At 70.3% G+C, this 21,889-nt stretch carries 17 protein-coding genes; 6 read left to right on the plus strand and 11 right to left on the minus strand.

Going from position 1 to position 21,889, the window contains the following annotated elements:
• Window positions 1-4: 4 nt before the first annotated feature.
• Window positions 5-3,148: a glycosyltransferase gene (locus tag ELQ94_RS00275; protein ID WP_127046042.1), complete on the minus strand. Its 3,144-nt coding sequence runs from the start codon at window positions 3,146-3,148 to the stop codon at window positions 5-7.
• 193 nt (window positions 3,149-3,341) lie between these two features.
• On the opposite strand from ELQ94_RS00275, the gene ELQ94_RS00280 reads away from it, so the two are divergent.
• Entirely contained in the window at window positions 3,342-3,656 is a 315-nt protein-coding gene (locus ELQ94_RS00280; RefSeq protein WP_127046043.1) for a putative quinol monooxygenase, read from the plus strand.
• A 157-nt stretch (window positions 3,657-3,813) separates the two neighbouring features.
• On the opposite strand, the gene ELQ94_RS00285 is transcribed toward ELQ94_RS00280, so the two are convergent.
• The 6 genes from ELQ94_RS00285 to ELQ94_RS00310 form a co-directional block, all read right to left on the minus strand.
• Entirely contained in the window at window positions 3,814-5,082 is a 1,269-nt protein-coding gene (locus tag ELQ94_RS00285) for an MFS transporter (RefSeq protein ID WP_127046045.1), read from the minus strand.
• Window positions 5,079-5,624 (minus strand): ArsR/SmtB family transcription factor, encoded by a 546-nt coding sequence (locus ELQ94_RS00290; RefSeq protein WP_127046047.1) that lies wholly within the window; start codon window positions 5,622-5,624, stop codon window positions 5,079-5,081. The genes ELQ94_RS00285 and ELQ94_RS00290 overlap by 4 nt, the downstream gene beginning before the upstream one ends.
• A gap of 136 nt (window positions 5,625-5,760) precedes the next feature.
• Window positions 5,761-9,060, minus strand: coding sequence for a glycoside hydrolase family 2 TIM barrel-domain containing protein (locus ELQ94_RS00295; RefSeq protein WP_424976761.1), 3,300 nt, complete (start codon window positions 9,058-9,060; stop codon window positions 5,761-5,763).
• Window positions 9,057-10,016 carry a carbohydrate ABC transporter permease gene (locus ELQ94_RS00300; protein WP_127046049.1) on the minus strand — a complete coding sequence of 320 codons (960 nt, stop codon included), beginning with the start codon at window positions 10,014-10,016 and terminating at the stop codon, window positions 9,057-9,059. The genes ELQ94_RS00295 and ELQ94_RS00300 overlap by 4 nt, the downstream gene beginning before the upstream one ends.
• Entirely contained in the window at window positions 10,013-10,966 is a 954-nt protein-coding gene (locus tag ELQ94_RS00305; RefSeq protein WP_127046051.1) for a carbohydrate ABC transporter permease, read from the minus strand. Before ELQ94_RS00305 ends, ELQ94_RS00300 begins: the two co-directional genes overlap by 4 nt.
• On the minus strand, window positions 10,963-12,315 hold the full coding sequence (locus ELQ94_RS00310) for an ABC transporter substrate-binding protein (RefSeq protein ID WP_127046053.1): 1,353 nt from the start codon (window positions 12,313-12,315) through the stop codon (window positions 10,963-10,965). Before ELQ94_RS00310 ends, ELQ94_RS00305 begins: the two co-directional genes overlap by 4 nt.
• Window positions 12,316-12,498: 183 nt before the next feature.
• Here ELQ94_RS00310 and ELQ94_RS00315 point away from each other — a divergent pair, with 183 nt between their 5' ends.
• Window positions 12,499-13,230 (plus strand): TetR/AcrR family transcriptional regulator, encoded by a 732-nt coding sequence (locus ELQ94_RS00315; RefSeq protein ID WP_243696800.1) that lies wholly within the window; start codon window positions 12,499-12,501, stop codon window positions 13,228-13,230.
• Window positions 13,231-13,292: 62 nt separating this feature from the next.
• Here the strand turns inward: ELQ94_RS00315 and ELQ94_RS00320 are convergent, their stop codons facing one another.
• The 4 genes from ELQ94_RS00320 to ELQ94_RS00335 all read right to left on the minus strand — a co-directional run bounded on the left by ELQ94_RS00320 (window position 13,293) and on the right by ELQ94_RS00335 (window position 17,498).
• On the minus strand, window positions 13,293-14,435 hold the full coding sequence (locus ELQ94_RS00320) for an AI-2E family transporter (protein WP_127046054.1): 1,143 nt from the start codon (window positions 14,433-14,435) through the stop codon (window positions 13,293-13,295).
• A gap of 133 nt (window positions 14,436-14,568) precedes the next feature.
• Window positions 14,569-15,639, minus strand: coding sequence for a hypothetical protein (locus ELQ94_RS00325; RefSeq protein WP_127046056.1), 1,071 nt, complete (start codon window positions 15,637-15,639; stop codon window positions 14,569-14,571).
• 142 nt (window positions 15,640-15,781) lie between these two features.
• The gene (locus tag ELQ94_RS00330) at window positions 15,782-16,846 is read right to left on the minus strand and encodes a hypothetical protein (protein WP_127046058.1); all 1,065 of its coding nucleotides are present in this window, start codon (window positions 16,844-16,846) and stop codon (window positions 15,782-15,784) included.
• A 46-nt stretch (window positions 16,847-16,892) separates the two neighbouring features.
• Window positions 16,893-17,498 carry a hypothetical protein gene (locus ELQ94_RS00335; RefSeq protein ID WP_127046060.1) on the minus strand — a complete coding sequence of 202 codons (606 nt, stop codon included), beginning with the start codon at window positions 17,496-17,498 and terminating at the stop codon, window positions 16,893-16,895.
• A gap of 117 nt (window positions 17,499-17,615) precedes the next feature.
• Here ELQ94_RS00335 and manD point away from each other — a divergent pair, with 117 nt between their 5' ends.
• Genes manD through eda form a run of 4 tightly spaced genes read left to right on the plus strand, consistent with a single transcriptional unit; the run spans window position 17,616 to window position 21,844 of the window.
• Window positions 17,616-18,827 carry a D-mannonate dehydratase ManD gene (gene manD / locus ELQ94_RS00340; RefSeq protein WP_127046062.1) on the plus strand — a complete coding sequence of 404 codons (1,212 nt, stop codon included), beginning with the start codon at window positions 17,616-17,618 and terminating at the stop codon, window positions 18,825-18,827.
• On the plus strand, window positions 18,824-19,771 hold the full coding sequence (locus ELQ94_RS00345; RefSeq protein WP_208007475.1) for a PfkB family carbohydrate kinase: 948 nt from the start codon (window positions 18,824-18,826) through the stop codon (window positions 19,769-19,771). Before manD ends, ELQ94_RS00345 begins: the two co-directional genes overlap by 4 nt.
• Entirely contained in the window at window positions 19,764-21,227 is a 1,464-nt protein-coding gene (locus ELQ94_RS00350; protein ID WP_127046064.1) for a mannitol dehydrogenase family protein, read from the plus strand. Before ELQ94_RS00345 ends, ELQ94_RS00350 begins: the two co-directional genes overlap by 8 nt.
• On the plus strand, window positions 21,224-21,844 hold the full coding sequence (gene eda, locus ELQ94_RS00355) for a bifunctional 4-hydroxy-2-oxoglutarate aldolase/2-dehydro-3-deoxy-phosphogluconate aldolase (RefSeq protein ID WP_127046066.1): 621 nt from the start codon (window positions 21,224-21,226) through the stop codon (window positions 21,842-21,844). The genes ELQ94_RS00350 and eda overlap by 4 nt, the downstream gene beginning before the upstream one ends.
• Window positions 21,845-21,889: the final 45 nt, after the last annotated feature.

Genomic DNA, 21,889 nt, shown 5'->3' on the forward strand with positions numbered 1-21,889 from the left:
GACGTCAGCGACGAGCGATGACCTCGCTCACGGCGTCGATGAAGACGTCGGCTCGCGCCTCGAACGAGTGGTCGCGCGCGACGAGGTCGGCCAACTCCCGCCGACGAGCCTCGTCCGGGAACGCGGTCTCCGGTGAATCCGTGAGGGCCGCGAGCTCGTCGGTCGTCCGATAGGTGCGCACGGCCTCGTGGAACAGCTCGTCGATCCCGTCGACGTGGTCGCTGATGACGCGCGCCCCGGCCGCGACGGCGTCGAAGAGGCGGTTGTTGATGAAGCCCCACTCCGCCATGTCGTCGAAGTGGTCGTTGAGGACGAAGCGGGCGCGCGAGTAGAGCATCGACACGTCGTCGTTGGAGATGAAGTCGCCGGCCACGTGCTTCTCGTCGACGAACTGCCCCCATCGCGGACCCCACACCCGCACGGGTAGGCCCACCTCGATGGCGTCGTTGACGATCCGCCGACCGACGGGCGGGCGCGGTCCACCCACGAAGAGGACCTCGTCGACCGGCTTCTCGCCCTCGCTCCTCAGGTAGTTGAAGCGCCGGGGGTTCGTCGCCTGCAGCATGACCTCGACGGGGCGCCCGGACATCTCCGACATGTACGCGGCCCACTTCGGCGAGGCGGCGTACACGAGGTCGAAGGAACTCACCTCGCGAGGCGTGACGAGCTCCGGGCGGCTGATGACCCACATCACGTTGACCTTGCCCGGCTGAGGCTCGACGGGATGGAGACCGCGCAGTGCGAGGACGACGTCGTCGAGATAGCTCGACGCGCGCGCGGCGGCCAGATGACGGTCGACGACGACGTTCTGACCGTGGCGACGCAGCGCGGCGGCGAGATCAGCCGCATAGGGAACGTCGCCCCACTTGTCGCCGCCGGTGTTGAACTCGGCGCCGATCTTGATGGCCCAACGGAGGCTTCGGCGACCGTCATCGGTGAGTCGTGGCGGCCGGATGACGATGGGACGGGCGTCGTGCGTGGTGCCGCTCGGCGGTGCGATGTGGGGCACCTCGAAGCCGACCTTCTCCCACTGAGCGGCGGCAGCGGCAGCCATCCGCGGGTACCACCGGCCATGGAAGACGCGCCGGTTCTCGTACTCACGGCGAGCACGGTGCGCCAGTCGAGCATCGCGGAGCACGACGAGGGAATCGGAGCGCACCGTCAGAATGGCCTCCTCCCCGGTGAGGCGGAAGCAGAAGTCGGCATCCTCGTAGCCGTCGACGTACATCGGGTCGTACCCGTGCAGCGCCACGACGTCCCGCGCGCGAGCAGCGAGTGCGATGCCCGAGAGTCCGGGAAGACCGCGACCGTCGTGCGCCCTGGCGTCGTCGAGGGGGTGGCCGCCGAGGAAGTTCATCGGCTGGCCGCCGACGATCGGATACACGAGTCCGGCGGAGAACACCGTTCCGTCGAGGTTCGCGATCACGGACTGCACTGCTCGCGTATCGGCGGTCGACAGCTCGTCGATGAGCGGGACGAGCCAGTTCGGACGCGGTAGCGCCTCCTGGTCGAGGAAGACGATCGTCTCACCCGTCGATGCCGCGACGGCGATGTTCGTGGCGACGGCGAGGGGGACGACGAGCGGCAGCCGGAGCATTGTGACGCGTGGATTCGCGAGGTAGGCCGCGCGGAGTGCGGCGGAGGTGCCGCGCTGGCTGCCGTTGTCCACGATGACCACCTCGATGTCGAGGGAATCGTCGTCGATCGTGGAGTCCAGCGACTGCAGGAGGCCGTGGGCCTTGTCCGTTGAGACGCACAGGACGGACACGCGGCCCGGCACTCGCTCGTCGACGCGCGCCTCGACGTCCGCCCAGTCGACGAGGTTCTTGTCCGCCACGACCCACTGCCAGTTCGGTGACTCGACGTTCGAGATGCGGACGGTCTTCGTGTCGTGCGTGTAGTCGCACCCGATGAACGGGAAGAAGCGCAACTCGGTACGGCGGGCGAGGCGGATGAAGAGGTCGTGATCGACCCAGCGACGCAGCTTCTCGTCGAAGTCGCCGACCTCCTCGATCGCCGTGCGCTCCACCACGAACGTGTTGAGGTCGAGGTAGTTCTGGTACAGCAGCTGCTCGTACGTCACGGGCGAACCGAGGTAGGAGACCTCGTCCTTCGAGTTCGTCACGCTCGCGGCCGCGAAGGCGGCGCGGCACCCGGTCGTGCGGAGGCCGTTCAGCATCGTCGAGAGGAAGCCGGGGCGCCACGTGTTGTCGGAGTCGAGGAACGCGATGTAGGTGCTCTGCGCGGCCTCGATGCCCCGGTTGCGCGCGGCGCTGACACCGCGGTGGTCCGAGCGGATGAGGCGGATGCGGGGGTCGGAGGCGATCATCGCCTCGACGACGGCCGGTGTGTCGTCGTCCGAGCCGTCGTCGATGACGATCGCCTCCCAGTCCGACATGTCCTGTTCCTGGATGGAGGCGAGCGCTCGAGCGATCAGTGCGGGACGGTTCCGCACAGGGATGAGGACGGAGACGCGGGGGCCGTCGGTGTCGGGGAGGGCCGGTGCATCAGGGAGCGCGTCGAGCCACTCCCGCTCGGCCTTCTCGTCCCACTCGGTGAAGCGGTGCGGTTGCCGCAGCGCCGTCTGATGTTGGATGTCGCGGGCGATCGCGAGGAGCGCCTCCCGGGTATCCGCCCAACGGCCGACCTCGCCGGCGCGCGACAGCGGGGCGGGAACGATGACGCCGTCGGAGTCGAGGGCCACGAGGTAGTCCCGCGGCGTCGCGAAACCGCGACCGGTGGACAGCGCGTCGCGCCCGAACAGGGGCCCCCACGCCTCGCTCGTCGGCTCCTCACCGAGATACCCCAGGACCGCGGCGATATCGCCCTCCCGGTGCGCCTTGCGGATCGGAGCCGGGAGGTACGTCGGTTCGACGAGCGGGTGGAACGTGAAGTTGCGGGCCATTCCCTCTCGGACGAAATCACGTGCCGCGAGCGTCGGGCTCGAGAACGTCTTCCCGGTCTGTGCTTCGTAGTACGCCACGTCGAACAGGCGGGAGGAGCGGAGCGCATCAGCTTGCTGGAGCGGGCTCAGTCGGCCGGTGACTCGCGCCGCGATCTCGGCGCGAGCGGCAGGGTAGCGGTCGCCGAGCGCCCGCTGACCGGCAGAGCCGAGGCCGCGACGCACTCGACCGATGAAGGAGGGCATGGGGGATCTCCAGGAGGGGGGACGACGAGAGTGAGCCAATGCTCTCACAGCATTTACACAGTGGGAACGCTGTCATCCGTCAGGGTCGCCCCCGGCGGATGCCGAGCGAGGGTGGGGTCCGCGAAGACGCTCTGGCTGAGGGGAGTGATGTGTGGTGTGGTGGGGTGGGGACACGGAGCGACGAGGAGGTCGTATGACGAAGGTGCTGTACGCGGAGTTCACGGCGCGACCCGACACGGTCGACCGGGTGGACGAATTGATCAGGGGACTCGCGGAGGACGTGCGCCGGGAGCCCGGAAACGAGGTGTTCTCGGTGTATCGCGAGGAGGCGGACCCGCTGCGCTTCTTCGTCTTCGAGGTGTACCGCGACGAGCAGGCGTTCCAGGACCACATCACCGCCGCCTACGGGGCCGTCTTCAACGCGGAGCTCGTGACGCTCATCGAGGAGGACGCCTCACGGCTCACGTGGCTCACCCCCGTGGGCGACGCCCGCCTCTCGCAGGGCTGACGCATCGCTGCTCCGTCGCTGCTGGTCCGCCCCCTCCAATAGCCGAAGTGCGGACTTCCGCCCTCTGATGGGCGGATGAGAGGGCGAAAGTCCGCACTTCCGCGGGATGGGGTCGCGGTACGTGAACGGTGCGCGGTGGGCTCGGGTCCGGAGCTCACTAAGGGTTTGGCGGCGCCGGCGGCGGAGGCGGTACCGACACCGGAAGCGATGCCGCAGGCGGTGTCGGTGCCGGCGCGGACCGCGGTCGGCGTCGGTGGCGGAGGAGCCCGGGGGCCGCGACGGCGAGCAGGAGTCCCGCTCCCGCCGCTCCGACGAGGAATCCCCACCGGGGATCGGTCGCGTCGGCGGCCGCTCCCACGGCGATCGCCGCAACCGCCGCGCCCGCGTTGACGGCGGTGTTGATCCAACTCGAGGCCTCGGTCCGCACCTCGACGTCCGTCAGGTCGTCCGCGAGCAGGTAGCCCGTGATGAGGGACGGCGCCAGGAAGAAGCCCACGAGCGCGAGGCCGGCGGCCAGGGCGGCGACGCCGGGCAATGCCGCCATCAGGGCGGAGAGGGCGATCATCGTCGCGCCGCAGACGAGCAGGCGGCAGACGAGGCTCGAGCGCCAGGGGCGACGTCCGTAGAGCAGCCCGCCGATCGCGCTGCCCCCGGCAAAAGCCGCGAGGAGCAGCCCAGCGATCCCCACCGAGCCCTGCGCCTCCGCGACGGCGGGGGCCGCGACCTCGACGGTCCCGAGTACGACGCCCACGCCGAGGAGGGCGAGGAGGACGAGGGCGAAACCCGGCTGGGACAGGGGTCGCGCCGCGCGGGGCGGGGTCGTCGCGCTCGGGAGGCGAGACCGCGATGCGGCGCTGCTCGTCATGCCGAGGGTGCCGACGACGGAGAGGGCCGCGGTCGCGACGAGGGCCGTCGGCGGGTCCGTGAGTGTGATGATCGCCGCCGCCAGGAGGGGTCCTCCCGTGAAGAGGAGCTCCTCCGACACCGCGTCGAGGCTGTACGCCGCAGTGCGAGCCGGCCCCGCCGGGGTGAGCGAGCCCCAGATCACGCGCATCGAGGCGCCGAGCGGCGGAGGGAAGACGCCCGCGATCGCGGCGAGACCGATCACGACGGCGGCGGGGGTCCCGTCGGCGGCCGTCGCGACGGCGACTCCGATGAGACCCGCGGCGTACAGCACGCTCAGGGAGCTCAACGTGAGCCGTTGTCCGTGGCGGTCGACGAGCCGAGCGCGGAACGGCGACGCGATCACGTTGGCGAGTCCGAATGCGCCGGTCGCCGCCCCGGCGATCGCGAACGAGTCGGTGGCCTCCTGTACGGCGTAGAGGAGGACGAGCGTGACCATGGCGAGGGAGAGTCGCCCGAGCAGGGCCGGGAGGAACACCCGGAGCGCTCCGGGAGCGCCGAGCGCGTCCCGGTAGCCGCTCACGGGGCGGTGTTCCGGCCGGGCGCACGCTCCGCCGCGACCTCGAAGAGCGCGATCGTGGAGGCGACGCGCACGGCGTCCGGGGAATCGGCCGCGACCGCCTCGTCGTGCAGGATCCGCCCGGCCTCGTCGGCCAGGCCTCGAACGCGTTCCCAGGCGCCCGGCGGCAGCGCCACCTCGACGTCGGTGAAGGTGAAGCGGGTCCCGTCGCGGTAGCGGGAGCTCCGCGCCGCGAGCTGGGAAGCGAGGGCCGAGAGGAGCGCGGCGACGTCGTCCGTGGGCCCGGCGGACAAGGCTTCGCCCGACGCGGGGTCGTGCCGGTAGCGCTTCGCGGTGCCCCCGCGCACGCGCGTCTCTTCCACGAGCTGGACGAGTCCGGCCTGAGCCAGCCGGCGCAGGTGGTAGCTCACGTTCGCTTGCGTCTCGCCGAGCGCCCGCGCCGCTTCGGCCGCGCTCAGGGACTCGCCGGTGAGGAGGGAGAGGAGGCGGAGGCGAAGGGGGTGGGCGACGACGCGCAGTCCGTCGAGGTCGTCGGAATCGGTCACCGGTTCACCCTACGGATGATCCGGCCCACCGTCAAACATTTGTTTGGGGGTATGTTCGTCGGGTGGATGCCGTCCCGCCCGCGAGGTGTCGCAATCTTTTGCCTGGCTGACCGATGTGGCAACAGATCGCGACACCTCAGGGGAGCTGGGGCGAGGAGAAACGCAGGGTGAGGCTGCGGGACTCGGGGCGGAGGTACTCCGTCGGCCACACGTCGGGGCCGCACGCCCGCGAGCCGAGGCCGTGTTGCGCGGCGTCGATCGTGAGGTACGTCGCATCGGGTGCCGGTAGCTCGTGAGGGTGCTCGGCGGCGTCCACCTGCTGCGGTGTGTGGCGGCGCAGCGTGAAGCCGGGCAGCCGTCCAGCGGAATCAGGCTCGGTATCGACGCGCAACCAGGCGCCGTCCGCGTCCCCGATGTCGAGCGAGCGCAGCTCCGATCGGTGCCCGCTCTCCTGCGGTCGCGCGTACGGCGCCACGAGGTCGTCGACGGCCGACGAGAAGCGACCGACACGAGCGGCGCGGAGGCTGTCCGGGTAGTTCTCGAACGGACCGGTGCCGAACCACGACGCCTCCGTCGCGTCGAGGGGCAACGCGAAGCGCACCCCGATCCGCGGCCACAGTCCCGTCCACCCGGTGGAGGGCGTGATGCGCACGCGGAGCCGGGCGACGCGGTCCTCGAGGGTCCACTCCGTCTCCTGCCACACGCTCGCGACCCCCTCGGGAGCGGCCCAACGCTCGAGCACGCGTACGCCCTGCAGCACGCCGTCATCGGACACGCGGTGCGCGACGCGGTCGAGTCGCGGACGCAGCAGGTCGAGGCGCGCGGCCCGCCACTGCTCCGCTGACGACGGCGCCCACGTGCCGAGACCGAGGTTCGATCGCGGATCGGCGAGGTCGAGTGTCCCGCCCTCGGGGCCGCGGTCGTTGTCGGTGGGGGCGCGGAAGAGCTCAAGTCTCGGGCCCGTCACGTCATGCCCGAGCAAGGAGCGAAGGGAACCGGACGGCGAGAACCGCGCATCCGCCGGAGCATCCGTGGGGGAGGCGATCGGCACGGGGCCGTCCACCCAGCCGCGACCCGGTGCCGGACGCACCCGGGACCCGCGACGCCGGCGCACCGCTCGTGCCCGCATCCACTCGGCGGGTGTCGCGGCGCTGTCGAGCGGGGCGAATGGCCGTGGCGCATCGACGGGAACGATGTCCTCCACGAGGAACTGCGCGCGCGCCATTACGTGGCCGGCGCCGGCCCACGGTGCATCGTCGATGAGTGCGGCCTCGACCGTGAGCCACACCTCGGCCTCGCCGATGGACGCGACGAGATCGGGCGCCGGGAGCACGACGCTCTCGCCGGCCGGCACGACGTCCCCGCCGCGTTCGAGTGGCCGCAGCACGCCGGAGGAGAGCTCGACGCCGTCGCGCTCGAGCCGCCACAGGAAGTCGAGGTCGCGCGAGTCGGCGGCGAAGCGGAGGTTCTCCACCTCGATCGACCCGTCCGCGAGGCGGGCGAATCGGAGGGGCTGCTCGACCGCGGCGAACTCGGCGAGACCCGGCGACGGGGTGTCGTCGCTCATCACCAGTCCGTCCATCACGAAGTTGCCGTCGTGCACCTCCTCGCCGAAGTCGCCGCCGTAGGCGAAGAACTCGGTGCCGTCGGGGGTGCGGGTGCGCAGGCCGTGGTCGCGCCACTCCCACACGAAGCCGCCGTGGAGGCGCGGGTACAGCTCGGTGAGGGCGCGGTAGCGGTCGATGAGGCCGGGGCCGTTGCCCATCGCGTGCACGTACTCGCAGAGAAGGAAGGGCTTCGAGCGTTGCCGCTCGGACTCCGACGTCGTGCAGCCGAGGAGCAGCACGTGCGCGTCATCGCGCCCGATCGCCTCGGTCTCGGCGAGCGACGGGTACATCCGCGAGTAGACGTCGGTGTACTGGCCCGTGTAGTCGCCCTCGTAGTGCACGGGGCGGGACGGGTCACGGTCGTGCACCCAGTCGGACATTGCCGCGAGATTCGCCCCCGTACCCGACTCGTTGCCGAGCGACCAGATGATGACACTGGGGTGGTTCTTGTCGCGTTCGACGGTGCGGCGGATGCGGTCGAGGTATGCGTCGCGCCAGCGCGGATCGTCGCTCGGGTTGTCCTCCCAGCCGGTGCCGTCGAAGCCCGGGGCCGCCGGGTCCTGCATCACGACACCGCCCACGTCGAGCCCCGGAACCACACGTCCGCGCCGCTCGAAGCCGTGCGTCTCGAGGTCGCATTCGTCGATCACCCAGAAACCGAGCTCGTCGGCCAGATCGAGCACGCGCGGGTGCGGCGGGTAGTGGCTCGTGCGGATGGCGTTCACGTTGTGGCGCTTCATGAGCGCCATGTCGGCGCGGGCGTGCTCCTCGTCGAAGACGCGGCCGCGATCGGGGTGCGTCTCGTGCCGGTTGACTCCAGAGAAGCGCACCTGTCGGCCGTTCACGAGCAGCCGATCGCCGACGATGCGCACCGTCCGGAACCCCACGCGCAGGGTCCGGGTCTCGGCGGCGGACGACACCTGGGTCTCGTAGAGGTACGGCGCGTCCGGTGACCACGGCTGGACCGTGCCCACGTCGATCGGGAGCACGTCGGCGCGCGTCGGCCAGACCTCCTCGACGCCGAGCTCGGGTATCCGGACGGTCACGGGGAACGCGTCGTCCGACGCGTCGAGGTCGAGCACGAGCGAACCGGTGCCCGCGTGCTCCTCGAACTCCGCGAGCGCGCCGACGTCGTCGATGCCGCCGTCCGGTCGGGCCACGAGCGTGACGTCGCGGAAGATGCCGGGCAGCCACCACTGGTCCTGGTCCTCGAGGTAGCTCGCCGCCGACCACTGGTGCACGCGCACGGCGAGCACGTTCTCACCGGGGACGAGCGCGTCGGTCACGTCGAACTCCTGCACGAGACGGCTGCCCGTCGCCGTGCCGATGTCGCGGCCGTTGAGCCACACCCGGTACGCCGACTCGACGCCGTCGAAGCGGAGAAGCGCCCGCCCGGCCTTCCCGATGTCGGCTGGCAGCGCGAACCGGCGGCGGTAGTCGCCCGTCGGATTCGCGTCCGGCACGTGCGGGGGATCGACCGGGAAGGGGTACTGCACGTTCGTGTAGATCGGCGCCCCGAAGCGCCCGTCGCCCTCGAGCACCCAGTGCGCAGGCACGGGGATCTCGTCCCAGTCGGTGTCGTCGAGGTCCACCGCGGCCACTCCGTCGAGCGCCTCGCCTTCCGGCAGGACGTCGAGCCCGCCGAGAGTGCCGGGTGCCGCCGGCAGCAGCCGGAACCGCCACCGCCCCGCAAGCGACAGCTCGGGCGCGTCCGATGCCAGGTGCGCGCGCGGTGGGGTGCGGTGCCCGGATCCGGGCGCGAACGAGGTGAGGTACCCCTCGTCGATCGCGGTCGGGCCGGACGCGGGAGTGCGGTGGGGGGAGGTCACGCCTTGACGGATCCTTCTGTGAGGCCGCCGCGCCAGAACCGTTGGAGGACGACCATGGCGATGGCGAGCGGGATGATGGACAGCAGGACGCCGCCCGTCGTGAGCTCGTAGAACTCGGGGAGCCGGTCCACCTGACTGCGCCAGTTGTTGAGGCCCAGCGTGATGGGGAACAGGTTCGAGTCGGAGAGCATCACGAGCGGGAGGAAGTAGTTGTTCCAGATTCCCACGAGTTGGAAGAGGAACACCGTCACGAGCGCGGGTGTCATGATGCGCAGCCCCAGAGTGTGGAAGATGCGCAGCTCGCTCGCGCCGTCGATCCGTCCCGCCTCGATGAGGGACGTGTCCACGGTGGCGTTCGCGTAGATCCGGCAGAGGAACAGCCCGAACGGTGACACGAGCGAGGGCAGCAGCACGCTCCAGTACGTGTTCGCGATGCCGAGCTGGCTGAACAGGAGGAAGAGCGGCAGCGCCGTCGCCGTTCCGGGCACGAGCACGCCGCCGAGCACGAGCCCGAAGATCGTGTCGCGCCCGCGGAAGACGTACTTCGCGAGCGCGTAGCCGCCGGCCGCTGCGAAGTACGTCGCGAGCAGGGCCCCGACCCCGGCGTAGAGCACCGAGTTGGCGAACCAGCGGAGGAAGACGCCGCCGTCGTACGAGAGCACGGCCGAGAGGTTGTCCCACAGCGCGAAGGTGGAGCCGAACCAGAAGCCGTTGGTGGCGAAGAGGTCCTCCGTGGTCTTCGTCGCCGCGATGACCACCCAGTACGCGGGCACGAGGAAGTAGACGGCGACCACGGCGAGGATCGCGGTGACGAGGATCGTCTTCGCGGGGGACCGCCCGGCGGAGCGGTCGGGGCCGCCGCGGCGCCCGGCCCGACGCGCGTCGCGGGCGGACTGATCGGCGGTGGTGACGGAACGCGTGTCCGTTCCGGACGGTGTGCGCGCGGTCGCGGTCATGACGACCTCCGGTTCGTGAAGCGCAGGAAGAGGAAGGAGAGCAGGAACGCGACGAGCGCGATGAGCACCGACTGGGCGGCGGCCACGTTGTAATCGTTGTACGCGAAGGCCGTCGTGTACGCGCTGAGGTTCGGCGTGTATTGCGAGTCGATCGCGGGTGCCACGGTCTGGAGCACTTGCGGCTCGGCGAACAACTGCAGGGTGCCGATGATGGAGAACACCGTCGTGAGGACCAGAGCCGGCCGGATGAGCGGCAGCTGGATGCTCCGCGCGACCCGCCACGAACTCGCGCCGTCGACTTTCGCCGCCTCGTACAGCTCGGTCGGAATCGACTTCAGCTGGGCGATGATGATCATCATGTTATAGCCCGTGTACGTCCACGTCACGATGTTGGCGATCGACCACAGCACGGTGGACGGCCCGAGGAAGTCGAGCTGCAGGCCGACGGCGGCGGCCACGTCGATCACGGGGCTGAGGCCCGGCACGTAGAGGAACGACCACAGGATCGTCGCGATCACGCCGGGGATCCCGTACGGCAGGAAGTACGCGGCCCGGAAGAAGCCCGGCCAACGCGCCGACGCCGACTCGAGCAGGAGGGCCAGGATCGTGCAGAGCACGATCATCACGGGCACCTGCACGACGCCGAAGAGCAGCATGCGACCGATCGACGCGATGAAGTTGCCGTCGGCGAGCGCTTGCGCGTAGTTCTGGAACCACGCGAACTGGGTCGTCACGCCCTCCTCCCCGAAGAGGCCCGATCGGGTCACACGCGTGAAGCTCGACCCGATCGCCACGATGATCGGCAGGATGAAGGTGAGGATGAAGAGGGCGAGGAACGGGGCGATGAGTACCCACGGCGCCGACCCGCCCGCGCGAGAGCCGGCGCCGGTGCGTCGACGGCGGCGGGAGGAAGGCCCCTGTTCGGTCGTGATGTTCTCGGTGGCGGTCACGAGTCGGCCTTCCGGATGGTGAGGCCCTTGTCGCGGAAGGCCTGGACGATCTGGTTCTCGGCTGTCGCGACCGCGTCGACGAGGCTCACGCCCGAGGCCTTCCGGCGGAATCCGTCCGAGAGGATGTTGAACGACTGCTGGGTGATCGGCCACCAGGTCCACTCGGTGTTCTGCTCGAGCGTCGCCGGCTCGAACACCTCGGTGTTGTAGGCCTGGCCCCCGAAGAAGTCGCTCCCGGCGCCCTCGCGGACCGAACCGATCTCATCCTTGGCCGGCGACCAGCCGATTCCGCTGTACTCGATGAGGGCGTCGATCGCCTCCGGCGAGGTCGTCATCCACACCGCGAAGTCGAGAGCCTCCTTCGGGTGGTTCGAGTTCGCGAGGACGGCGGCGGTCGAGCCGCCGAGAAAGCTCGAGCCGAAGCTGTCGGGGAGGTTGCTCCAGCGCTGCATGGGCGCCACACGCCACTTGCCCTCGCCGCCGCTGATGCCCGCGATGAGGGCATCGCCCCAACTCGCGCTCGTGCACGCGCCGATCCCGCCGTCCGCCGCCGCGGCGAACCAACCGGGGGAGTAGGGGGTGGAGGCGGTGTCGACGAGGTCCTCGTCGATCGCCGCGTCGAAGAACCGCGCGACCTCGAGGGTCGCCTCGTCGGTCATGTCGATCACCCAACCGTCGTCCTCCGCCGTGAGCCAGCGTGCGCCGGCCTGCGTCGCGTAGGCGGTGAACACGGACGCGTCCGAGACGGGGAAGCTCTCGAGGTAGACCCCGCCGGCCGCCCTCAGTTCGCGTGCGATGTCCGCCCATTCGTCCCACGTCGCGGGGGGCTGCGCGCCCACGGAGTCGAGGATCTCCGGCTGGTAGTAGAAGCCCATCGGCCCGGAGTCCTGCGGGATCGCGTGGACACCACCCGTGAAGCTCACCTGGTTCCAGAGCGTCTCGTCGTAGAGGTCCGCGTACTGGTCGGCGCCGTAGCGGGACAGGTCCACGAGGCCGTTGACGAGGAGGAACTCCGGCACGGTGCGCATCTCCACTTGCGCGATGTCGGGCCCGCCACCGGCCGCGAGGGCCGAGTACAGCTTCTGGTAGCCGCCCGAGTTGCCGCCGGGGATCCAGACCACGTCGACCTGGACGTTCGGGTTCTGGGCGTTCCAGACGTCCGCGACCTTCTGCAGGTCCTTGAGCCAGGCCCAGTAGGTGATGCGGATCTTCTCGCCGGCGGAGGCCGCACCGATGGTGGGGGCGGAATTGACGGAGGTGGTGCCCGGGGTGGCGCATCCGGCGAGGACCGCGGCCGCCCCGGCGCCGAGCCCGAGGCTCAGCGCTTGGCGTCGAGTGAACTGTCTCATGTGCCTCTTCACTTCATCGTGGTGGCGTGGCGCACGGGGTGCGCCGGAGTGCGCTCACGCTAACACAGAAGTCGAGCACTCACTCGAAATTCAAGATCTGCGTTACGCTGGCCGCCTGGTGGACGGCGTGAGGTGCCGTCGCAGCTCCAGGAGAACCGCCACGGAACCCGAACCGAGAGGCCGGTGGGTACAGTGCTGGACGAGAGCGGACGAGCCGCCGACGGCGTGATCGACGACGAAGCCGTCGGCCGCATGGCGGTGCCCCCGGCGCGAGCGGACGGAGCGCCCGCGCGTCGACGACGCGGGCCCTACGCGAAGTCGGCCGAGCGGCGGCAGGCGATCGTGAACGCGGCCTTCGAGGTCTTCGCGACGCGCGGGTTCCGCTCGGGTTCGTTCCGGGAGGTCGCCGAGCGCGTCGGTATGAGTCAGACGAGCCTGCTCCACTACTTCCCGTCGAAGGAGGAGCTGCTCATCGCCGTGCTCGCGAGCCGCGACGGGGTGGAGCCCGTGCTGGACCCCGATGTCCTGTCGGGCCTCGCGCCGGACGACGAGCGGATCCCGGCCGTGCGTTTCGCCGACCTCATCACGACCCAGGCCCGCGCCAACCAGGAGGTGCCGGGGGTGATCCAGCTCTACGCGGTGCTCTCGGGCGAGGGGGTGACGGACGATCATCCCGGCCGCGCGTACTTCACCGAGCGCTTCGCGGGCCTGCGGGCCGACTATGCGGCCGACCTCGAGCGCTTGCGCGATCTCGGCCTCCTCCGCAAGGGCGTCGACCCGGCCGTCGCCGCCGCCACGATCGTCGCCCTGTGGGACGGCATCCAGCTCCAGTGGCTCTACGACGCCGACGCCGTCGACATGTCGCGCGCGCTCCGCGACTACCTCGCCCTCATCCTCCCCACCTCCCCCCACTAAAAACCTCGTACGTGCTTGAAAATTCGAGCACATACGAGGTTTTCAGGGGGGTCAGGAGGGGGTCAGGAGGGCTCGGGGCGCTTCTGCTTCGCGGGCCAGGCCGGCTCGTTCTCCCCGTTCCAGACGGAGATGACGCCCCACGCGACCGCGGCGATCGGCACCGACAGTACCGCTCCGACGATGCCGCCGAGGATCGTTCCGGCGGTCAACGCCACCAGGATGACGAGCGGGTGCAGCTTGAGCGAGCGGCCCATGAGGATCGGCTGCAGGAAGTTGCCCTCGAGCTGGTTCACCGCGACCACCGCGACGAGCACCCAGACGGCCGTGATCGGGTCGTTCGCCACGAGGGCGACGAGCACCGCGAGAGCCCCGGCGAGCGTCGCACCCACGAGTGGGATGAACGCGAGCACGAAGACGATCACCGCGAGCGGCAGGTAGAGCGGCACGCCGAGGAAGAACAGCACGAGGCCGATGCCGATCGCGTCGACGGCGGCAACGGCCGCCGTTCCGCGCACGTACCCACCGAGCGTCGTGACGGCCTTGTCGCCGATGCGGCGGGCACGGTCGTACTGGGATCCCTCGAACGGGCGCAGCATGAAGGCCCAGATCTTCGGCCCGTCCTTAAGGAAGAAGAACAGCAGCACGATGAGCAGCGCGAGCCCGACGACGAAGTTGCTCGCCACACCGACGCCGGCGAGCGCGCCGCTGCCGAACTGGCTGCTCGTCACGAAGTCGATGGCCGTGTCGCGGAAGCTCGAGATCTGCTCCTCGCTGATGGAGAAGGGCAGCGTGAGGACCCAGTCGTAGAGCTGATCGATGCCCTGTGACGCCGAGTCGACGAGTTCGTCGATCTGGTCCCGCACAGCCGTCACGATGAGGAAGACGACGCCTCCGAGCACCACGACGATCCCCAGCAGGGCGATCCACGTGGCGATGATCGACGGGATCTTCTTCCGCATTGCGTGCATCACGGGGTGGAAGGCGGCCGCGAGGATGAGGGCGATCGCGACGGGGATGAAGACGAGCGTCAGCTGCGTGATCGCGAAGACGATGCCGATCACGACGATGAGGATCGCGATGATCTGCACGCACCGGGTCGCGAGCTTCCCGAACCCGTCGCTCCAGAGCCCAGCCGTCTCCTGCTTCGCCGTCGGCGGCACGACCTCCTTCAGCCTCGGTTCCACCTTGCTGCTGAACCACCCCATGCGCGTACTCCTCGATCGTTGTGGGTCAAGCAAACAGGAGGAACGCCCCGGGCGCCACCTCGCACGGGAGATGGCGCGGCCTGCTACGGGAGGCTGGGCGGAGACGAGGCCCGTCCGGCCCGATGACGTCGGGTCAGACCCCGGTGAGCGCGTCCACGATGACGCCCCAGAACGGCGAGCTGCAGATGACGAGCCCGATGACCACGGCGGAGACGGAGACGGCGGTGCGGAGTCGTCTGCCCGGGTCGGCGACCCGGGTCCTGCCTGCCGCGATGCGCCCCTCCGCGTACCGTTCCATGCGCCCGAGGGCCTTCGCGCCGACGACATCGATGAGGCGGAACACGCGGCGCTGCACCTCCGGGTCGCTCATTCGCAGCGGACGTGCGGCGTAGACGAACAACCACCGATCGATGATCTCGATGTCGAAGGCACTCGCCTCGTCGATGCACAGGGCCATGAGGTCCGGCGTGAAGATGTAGAGGGCGTCCTGCTCGTATCCCGTCGGGCAATAGAGAGTGAAGTGCTCGTCGAAGTCGCCCTCGAGGCTCAGGACCTGTCCGCGATCGAGGGTGGGCATGTTGCTGCCGCCGAGCTTCGGGTCGTTCGACCGAGCGTCGAGCACGATGTGCGGCAGCTCCCGCGTGAGCGAGATCGCGAGGTACCAGCGCTCGATCGATGGATCGTTCTTGTTCTGTTTGGGCTTGTACGCCAGTCCCATGTCGAACGCGTCACCGTCCGCAGGGCGGAACCGGTCGCGGACGACGGTGTTCGTGTATCCGAACGGCGAGACGGGGTACGCCGGTCGTTCCTCGTCCAACGGCGTGTAGCGCAGGCCGTTGCGCTCGGCGAAGCGGTGGAGCCGGAGCACCTCCTCGGTCTGCACGGGATTCCGGACGAGTTCGACGAGTCCCGCGGCGATGGCGACATAGATCCCGAGGACGAACACGAGCGCCACGATGATCCCCACGACATCGCCGGGCCCCTCGATCCCGTCGGCCTCGCCGTCGAGGAAGAGCGCGGCCATGAGCGCGAAGAACCCGGAGAGCACGAACAGCGCGACGGTGAGGCCGATCATGGAGAAGATCGGGAAGCTGAGCCGCCAGTACCTGTAGCGCTTGTCGCGGCGCACGCGTTCACGGAACTCGTCCACCTCGCGCTCGTCGATCGGCTCGGTGAGCGGGCTGAGGTCGAGGTCGCGGGTCACGGGAGTCACGCTACCGGCGACGCGCACTGCACGGACTCTCGCCGAGCGCGCCACTTTCCGCCCAACGCCACACGAATTCGTGGTGCGCTCGGCTGTGGCGCTCGATGAGCGGAGGTACCGACGGCGCGGCGCGCCGACGTGGTTACGCGGGCGACCAGGCGTCGTCGTACGTGGGTCGGGTCCAGCGAACGGGTTCGCCGCCGTTCTCCAGATCGTCGACGAACCAATACGTGTGGTCGGGGCCCCAGCCGGCGATCATGCTCGCGCGTCCCGGGGAGACGGGGATGGCGGTCTCCGCCGCCGAGAGATACGCGGCCGTCGTGAGGTGTACGGCGTCGACGTCGCGCGCGACGATCGACCAGTCGGGCATGACCCAGCGTCCTTCCCGGCCCGTCGAGAGCCGCCAGCCGTCCATCGGATCCTCCAGCTCGAGCGGATAGGCGCGGCACAGGTCGGCCCACGACTCGGCGTCCGTCACCTCGTAGACGCGCGCGGCGGGCGGTGTGGCCGCTCGCGTCACCGCCGCCCCGAGCCAGCCGAGGGTGTCCTCGACGGCCCACAGTCCGATCGGTCCGAGTCCCGGTCGCGCCCGCGTCGTCGCGCGGAGCGGCCAGGGCGGGAAGGACCACCAGGTGCCGCCTGCGGGCACGCCGTCCTTCCGCCATTCGGCCAGAGCCCGGGCGACCGGGGGTCGCGGCGGCTGGGGCGGGAGGGCCTGGAGGTCGTCGAACTCGACGATCCATTGCTCGCCGGTGAGGGGGCCGGTCATCCATCCCGCAGCGTTCGACGAAGCGATCCAGTGAGCGATCCGGTGGAGCGGATCGGCGAGCTCGGGCATGGCGAGGAACACGTCCTCGGTATCGGGGTCCTGCCACGGTCGAGCGCTGTCGACGGACGCCACGAGCGCACGCATGAGCGAGAGGTCATCGACGGGAACCGGTTCGACCGCTCGGAGGGCCTCCGCGAGTTCGTCGGCCGTGGGGGTGGGCCACTCGGCCGGCCCGTCGGAGTCCGACGCCTCCGTCGTGTACCACCCGAAGCTCTTCGCCGTGCCGTTCGCCGATCGAACTGCAGCGGTCGCGTAGAAGAGGGTCGACCAGAGCTCGTCCTGCGCCTCGGTCCGGAACTCCTCGGAACCGAGTGCCAGTTCCAGACACATCCGACGCCCGCGCGGGCCCAGGAGGAGGACGTCGACGAACGAGTTCACGTCGTCACCGTAGCGTTCCCGATCTCGCCGTGGCCGAGTGTCGGTTCTACTGCAGCGTGAGCGGGGTGATCGACCTGCTGGCCGGGACCTTCTCCCCTGCGGAGGTGCCCCCGATGATGGTGCCCTCTGCGCGGTTGTAGACGAGGTCGAACTCCGTCACGTCGGGATCGACCCAGGCGCCGATCCAGGCCGTCACGGTCTCGCCGCTCGGCACGGCGCTGAGTGGGGAGTAGCCTGCGGCGGACATGGCGGCGGCGAGGTCGTCCGGGTTGCTCATCCCGAGACTGACGTAGTCGAGATCGGCGTCTCGGCGCGTGATCGACACCGATGACGGGAAGACCTGGCTGTCGAAGACGTCACCCGCCTCGACCCGCACCTTGACAAGGACCGGGACGACTCCCGAGGTGGGGCCGTCCGCCACCGTGAAGTCCGTGACGATCGCGAGCGGCGTGACGGCGGTGCCGTCCTCGTCGTCGCGGAGCGTCGTCTCGACGACCGGCTCGCTCGGCGGCTCGGACGTCGTGGGCGTGGGCGACTCGGCACTCGTCGCGGACGTCTCCGGTGCCGTCGTCGACGAGGCGCAGCCCGCGAGCGCGAACGTGGACACGGCGAGAACGGCGGCGAGGAGCGAGCGATTGAACGGGGAGGGCATCCTCCCATCCTGGCATCGGAGTGGAGCCCGAACGCCCGCTGTCGTTGCGGAGGGGTTCGCCCGGCATGTGCCATACTTGTATATCAGTGCGACGCGCACGCAGATGGGATGGAATCAATGTTGATCACCGACGCTCGGGTCGTCGTCACGTCGCCCGGCCGCAACTACGTCACGCTCATCATCGAGACGGACGATGGCATCCGCGGCATCGGCGACGCCACACTCAACGGACGCGAACTGTCGGTCGCCTCCTACCTCGAGGACCATGTCGTCCCGCTCCTCATCGGCCGCGAGGCCAACCGGATCGAGGACATCTGGCACTACCTCTACAAGGGTGCCTACTGGCGTCGCGGACCTGTGACGATGACGGCGATCGCCGCGGTCGACGTGGCCCTCTGGGACATCAAGGGCAAGAAGGCCGGCATGCCGGTCTACGAATTGCTCGGCGGAGCGGCCCGCAGCGGCGTCATGGTCTACGGGCACGCGAGCGGAGAGTCGCTCGACGAGCTGAAGGCCGACTTCCGCGCCCACCTCGACCTCGGCTACAAGGCCATCCGCATCCAGTGCGCTGTGCCGGGTCTGCGGAAGACGTACGGCATTCCCGCCGCCGGGGACGCCGTCTACGAGCCCGCGAGCGGATCCCTCCCGCAGGAGGACAGCTGGGAGACGACGAGCTACCTCGACTTCGCGCCCCGCATGTTCGAGGCGATGCGCGAGGAATTCGGGTTCGGCGTGCACATGCTCCACGACGCGCACCACAGGCTCACCCCCATCGAGGCCGGCCGCCTCGGCGCCGCGCTCGAGCCCTACCGGCCCTTCTGGCTCGAGGATCCGACGCCAGCCGAGGACCAGACGTCGTTCCGGCTCATCCGCCAGCACACGACCACGCCGATCGCCGTCGGCGAGGTGTTCAACTCCATCTGGGACTGTCAGACGCTCATCACCGAGCGCCTCATCGACTACATCCGGGCCACCGTGGTGCACGCCGGGGGCATCACCCACCTGCGACGCATCTTCTCGCTCGCGGAGCTGTACGGGGTGCGGACGGGTTCGCATGGTGCGGGCGACCTCTCGCCGATCACGATGGCGGCAGCGCTCCACGTCGACCTCACGGTGCCGAACTTCGGCATCCAGGAGTACATGGGCCACAAGGACCCGGCCGGCGAGGTCTTCCGCACGAACTACACGTTCACGGACGGCCTCATGCACCCAGGAGACGCCCCGGGTATCGGTGTCGAATTCGACGAGGAGGCGGCGGCCGAGTACCCCTACGACCGCAAATACCTGCCGGTGAACCGCCGACTCGACGGAACGGTCCACGACTGGTGAGCGCTCCGGAGAGCGGTACCGACGCATTCGACGTCGTCGTGCTCGGGGAGGTCCTCCTCGAGGTGAGCACCGAGGTACCCGTGTCCGACGGTGTGCCCGCCCGCCTCGGCATCTCGGGGGACGCGCTCAACGTCGCGGCCGCTGCGGCTGCCGCGGGCGCCCGCACGGCGCTCCTGTCCGTCATCGGCACCGACGATCTGGGAGACGCGATCGCCCGACGTGTCGCCGAGCTCGGCATCTCCACCGACCTCCTCGTCCGGGCGGAGGGCCGTCAGGGCGCCTACCTCGTGCACAGCGACCCCGACGGCGAGCGCGAGTTCACCTACCTCCGCGGTGGGAGTGTCGGCTCGACGCTCGGCCCCGAGCACGTCGACGAATCGATCTTCGCGCGCGCGGGTGTCGTGGTCGCGTCAGGGATCACCACGGCGATCTCGGACACCGCCCGCGCGGCCGTGGTCCGGGCGGCGTCCATCGCGCACCGTTTCGTGTTCGATCCCAACCATCGCCCCCGGCTCCAGACCCCGGATGCGGCCCGCGCCCTCATCGCGGAACTCGCCCCGCACACGTCGCTCATGACCCCGTCGTTCCCGACGGAGACCGCGATGCTCGGGGCGGAGTCCGCCCTCGCCGCCGGTGAGTACCTCCGGGCGCTCGGCGTCGACGCCGTCGCGGTCACGTGCGGCAGCGCCGGCGTACAGATCGTGGGTGACGAGCAGCGGTGGGTGGACGCGGTCCCCGCCCCCGTCGTCGTGGACCAGACCGGAGCGGGCGATTCCTTCGTCGGCTCGACGGCGGCTCGGCTCGTCGCGGGTGACACGCTCGCCGACGCCGTCGCCTTCGGAGTCGCCGCGGCGTCCCTCGTGGTCGGCGGCCGCGGGGGGACGGGCCTCGTGCCCAGCCGGGAGCAGACCCTCGCTCACCTGGCCGGGTCGGCCCGTGGCTGAGCGCCTCTCGCTCGCGACGATCGGGAGCCTGCCTGCCGGTGCCCTGCGCGTCGATCCGAACCGCCTCGCCATCGGCATCGTGCACCTCGGGGTGGGCGCCTTCCACCGCGCCCACCAGGCGGCGATCGTCGACGAGACCATCGAGATGACGGGCGACGAGCGCTGGGGGATCTCCGCGGTCACGATGCGCTCGGAGCAGGTCGTGGAGCAGCTCGCGCCGCAGGACGGGCTCTACAGCGTCACGGAACGCGGTGCCGGCGCCGGGCCGATCCGCGTGATCGGTGCGATCCGAGAGGTGCTCTCCGCTCCGCGCGAGCCGGAGGCCGTCGTCGCGCGCCTCGCCGATCCGGCCGTCGCCGTCGTGACCCTCACCGTCACGGAGAAGGGGTATCGGCGCGACGGCCGCACGGGAGGCCTCGATCTGTCCGACCCCGGTACGGTCGCCGACCTCGGCGGTGCGGCGCCCACCACGACGATCGGTCTGCTGGTCCGCGGCCTCGATCGACGGCGCACCACGGGTGCCGGTCCGATCAGCGTCGTCTGCTGCGACAACCTCCCCGAGAACGGGGTCGTCGTGCGCCGTCTCGTCGCGGACTTCGTCGACGCCCTCGGGGCTGCGGACCTCGGAGAGTGGATCGCGTCGAACGCGACCTTCCCGAGCACGATGGTCGACCGCATCACGCCCGCGACCACGGCGGACGACCTCGCGGACGTCGCCGATGGTCTCGGACTCGAGGATCGCGGCGCCGTCCTCGCCGAGCCGTTCCGCCAGTGGGTCGTGGAGGACGATTTCGCCGGTGCGCGTCCCGACTGGGAGCGGGCCGGTGTGCAGATGGTGTCCGACGTGCTTCCGTGGGAGTCGGCCAAACTCCGGCTGCTCAACGCCACCCACTCCCTCCTCGCCTACACGGGACTCGCCCTCGGCATCGGCACGATCGCGGAGGCCGTGTCCGTTCCCGCTCTGCGTCGAGCCGCCGAGCGGTTGCAGCGGGACGAGGTGGTTCCCACGTTGATCGCACCGGAGGGGCTCGACGCGCGCGTGTACGGCGACACGATCCTCGAGCGATTCCGCAATCCCGCCCTCGGGCACACCACGCGCCAGGTGGGGAGCGACGGTTCCCAGAAGCTCGCCCCGCGCCTGGCGGACACCATCACCGGGTGTCTCGCTGCCGGGCGCTCCCCGCGGGCCTCCGCGCTCGCCGTCGCCGGTTGGATGCTGCTCGTCGCCACCGGGGCGCCCGACCTCTCCGACCCGCTCGCCGACCGCCTCTCCGGCGTGACCACCGGGCTCTCGACCGCCCGGGACGTCGCAGGCGCCCTCCTCGGGCAGCGCGATGTCTTCCCGCCGGCACTGGCCGTCGGCGAATTCCCGTCGCTCGTCGCCGAGGCGTACGACGCACTCGCGCTCGCCGACACCGTCGTACTCGCCGCCTACCTCGATCCGGAGCCGTCATGACCACCGATTTCCTCACCCTCTCTCCCGTGATCCCGGTCGTCGTCCTCGACGATCCCGATGCGGCCGCGCCGCTCGCCCGCGCCCTCGTCGACGGTGGGATCCGCGTCATCGAGCTCACCCTTCGCACGCCGCGCGCGCTCGACTGCGCGCGCGTCATCGCGGAAGAGGTGCCGGAGATCGTGCTCGGGATCGGCACGGTCCGCTCGTCCGCCGACGTCGAGGCGTCGGTCGCCGCGGGTGCGCGGTTCCTCGTGAGCCCCGGCAGTACGCCGGGCGTTCTCTCGGCCGTGGCCGACGCGGGCGTCCCCTTCCTCCCCGGCGTCGCGTCGGTCACCGAGGCGATGGTGCTCGCGGAGGCCGGATTCCTGGACCTCAAGTTCTTCCCGGCGCAGCAGGCGGGCGGGGCGCCGTTCCTCGCGGCGCTCTCCTCTCCGCTCCCGGATCTGCGGTTCTGCCCCACCGGCGGAATCGGGATCGACACGGCGCCCGATTACCTGGCCCTGCCGAACGTGGCGTGCGTCGGCGGCAGCTGGCTGACGCCGAAGGACGCGATCGCGGCGGGCGACTGGGACCGGGTGACATCGCTCGCCCGGGAGGCCGTCGCCGAGCTCGCCTGAGCCGAGCCGGCCACCGAGGAGGGCGCGGTCCTTGCCGCCGTTCGT

This window comes from Labedella endophytica, from assembly GCF_003990045.1.
Lineage (GTDB): Bacteria > Actinomycetota > Actinomycetes > Actinomycetales > Microbacteriaceae > Labedella > Labedella endophytica.

Coding starts and splice junctions, on each gene's coding strand:
- ELQ94_RS00310 (WP_127046053.1), bottom strand. CDS start 12,315: ATGAGACAGTTCACTCGACGCCAAGCGCTGAGCCTCGGGCTCGGCGCC.
- ELQ94_RS00300 (WP_127046049.1), bottom strand. CDS start 10,016: ATGACCGCGACCGCGCGCACACCGTCCGGAACGGACACGCGTTCCGTC.
- eda (WP_127046066.1), top strand. CDS start 21,224: ATGACCACCGATTTCCTCACCCTCTCTCCCGTGATCCCGGTCGTCGTC.
- ELQ94_RS00335 (WP_127046060.1), bottom strand. CDS start 17,498: ATGCCCTCCCCGTTCAATCGCTCGCTCCTCGCCGCCGTTCTCGCCGTG.
- ELQ94_RS00320 (WP_127046054.1), bottom strand. CDS start 14,435: ATGGGGTGGTTCAGCAGCAAGGTGGAACCGAGGCTGAAGGAGGTCGTG.
- ELQ94_RS00275 (WP_127046042.1), bottom strand. CDS start 3,148: ATGCCCTCCTTCATCGGTCGAGTGCGTCGCGGCCTCGGCTCTGCCGGT.
- manD (WP_127046062.1), top strand. CDS start 17,616: ATGTTGATCACCGACGCTCGGGTCGTCGTCACGTCGCCCGGCCGCAAC.
- ELQ94_RS00280 (WP_127046043.1), top strand. CDS start 3,342: ATGACGAAGGTGCTGTACGCGGAGTTCACGGCGCGACCCGACACGGTC.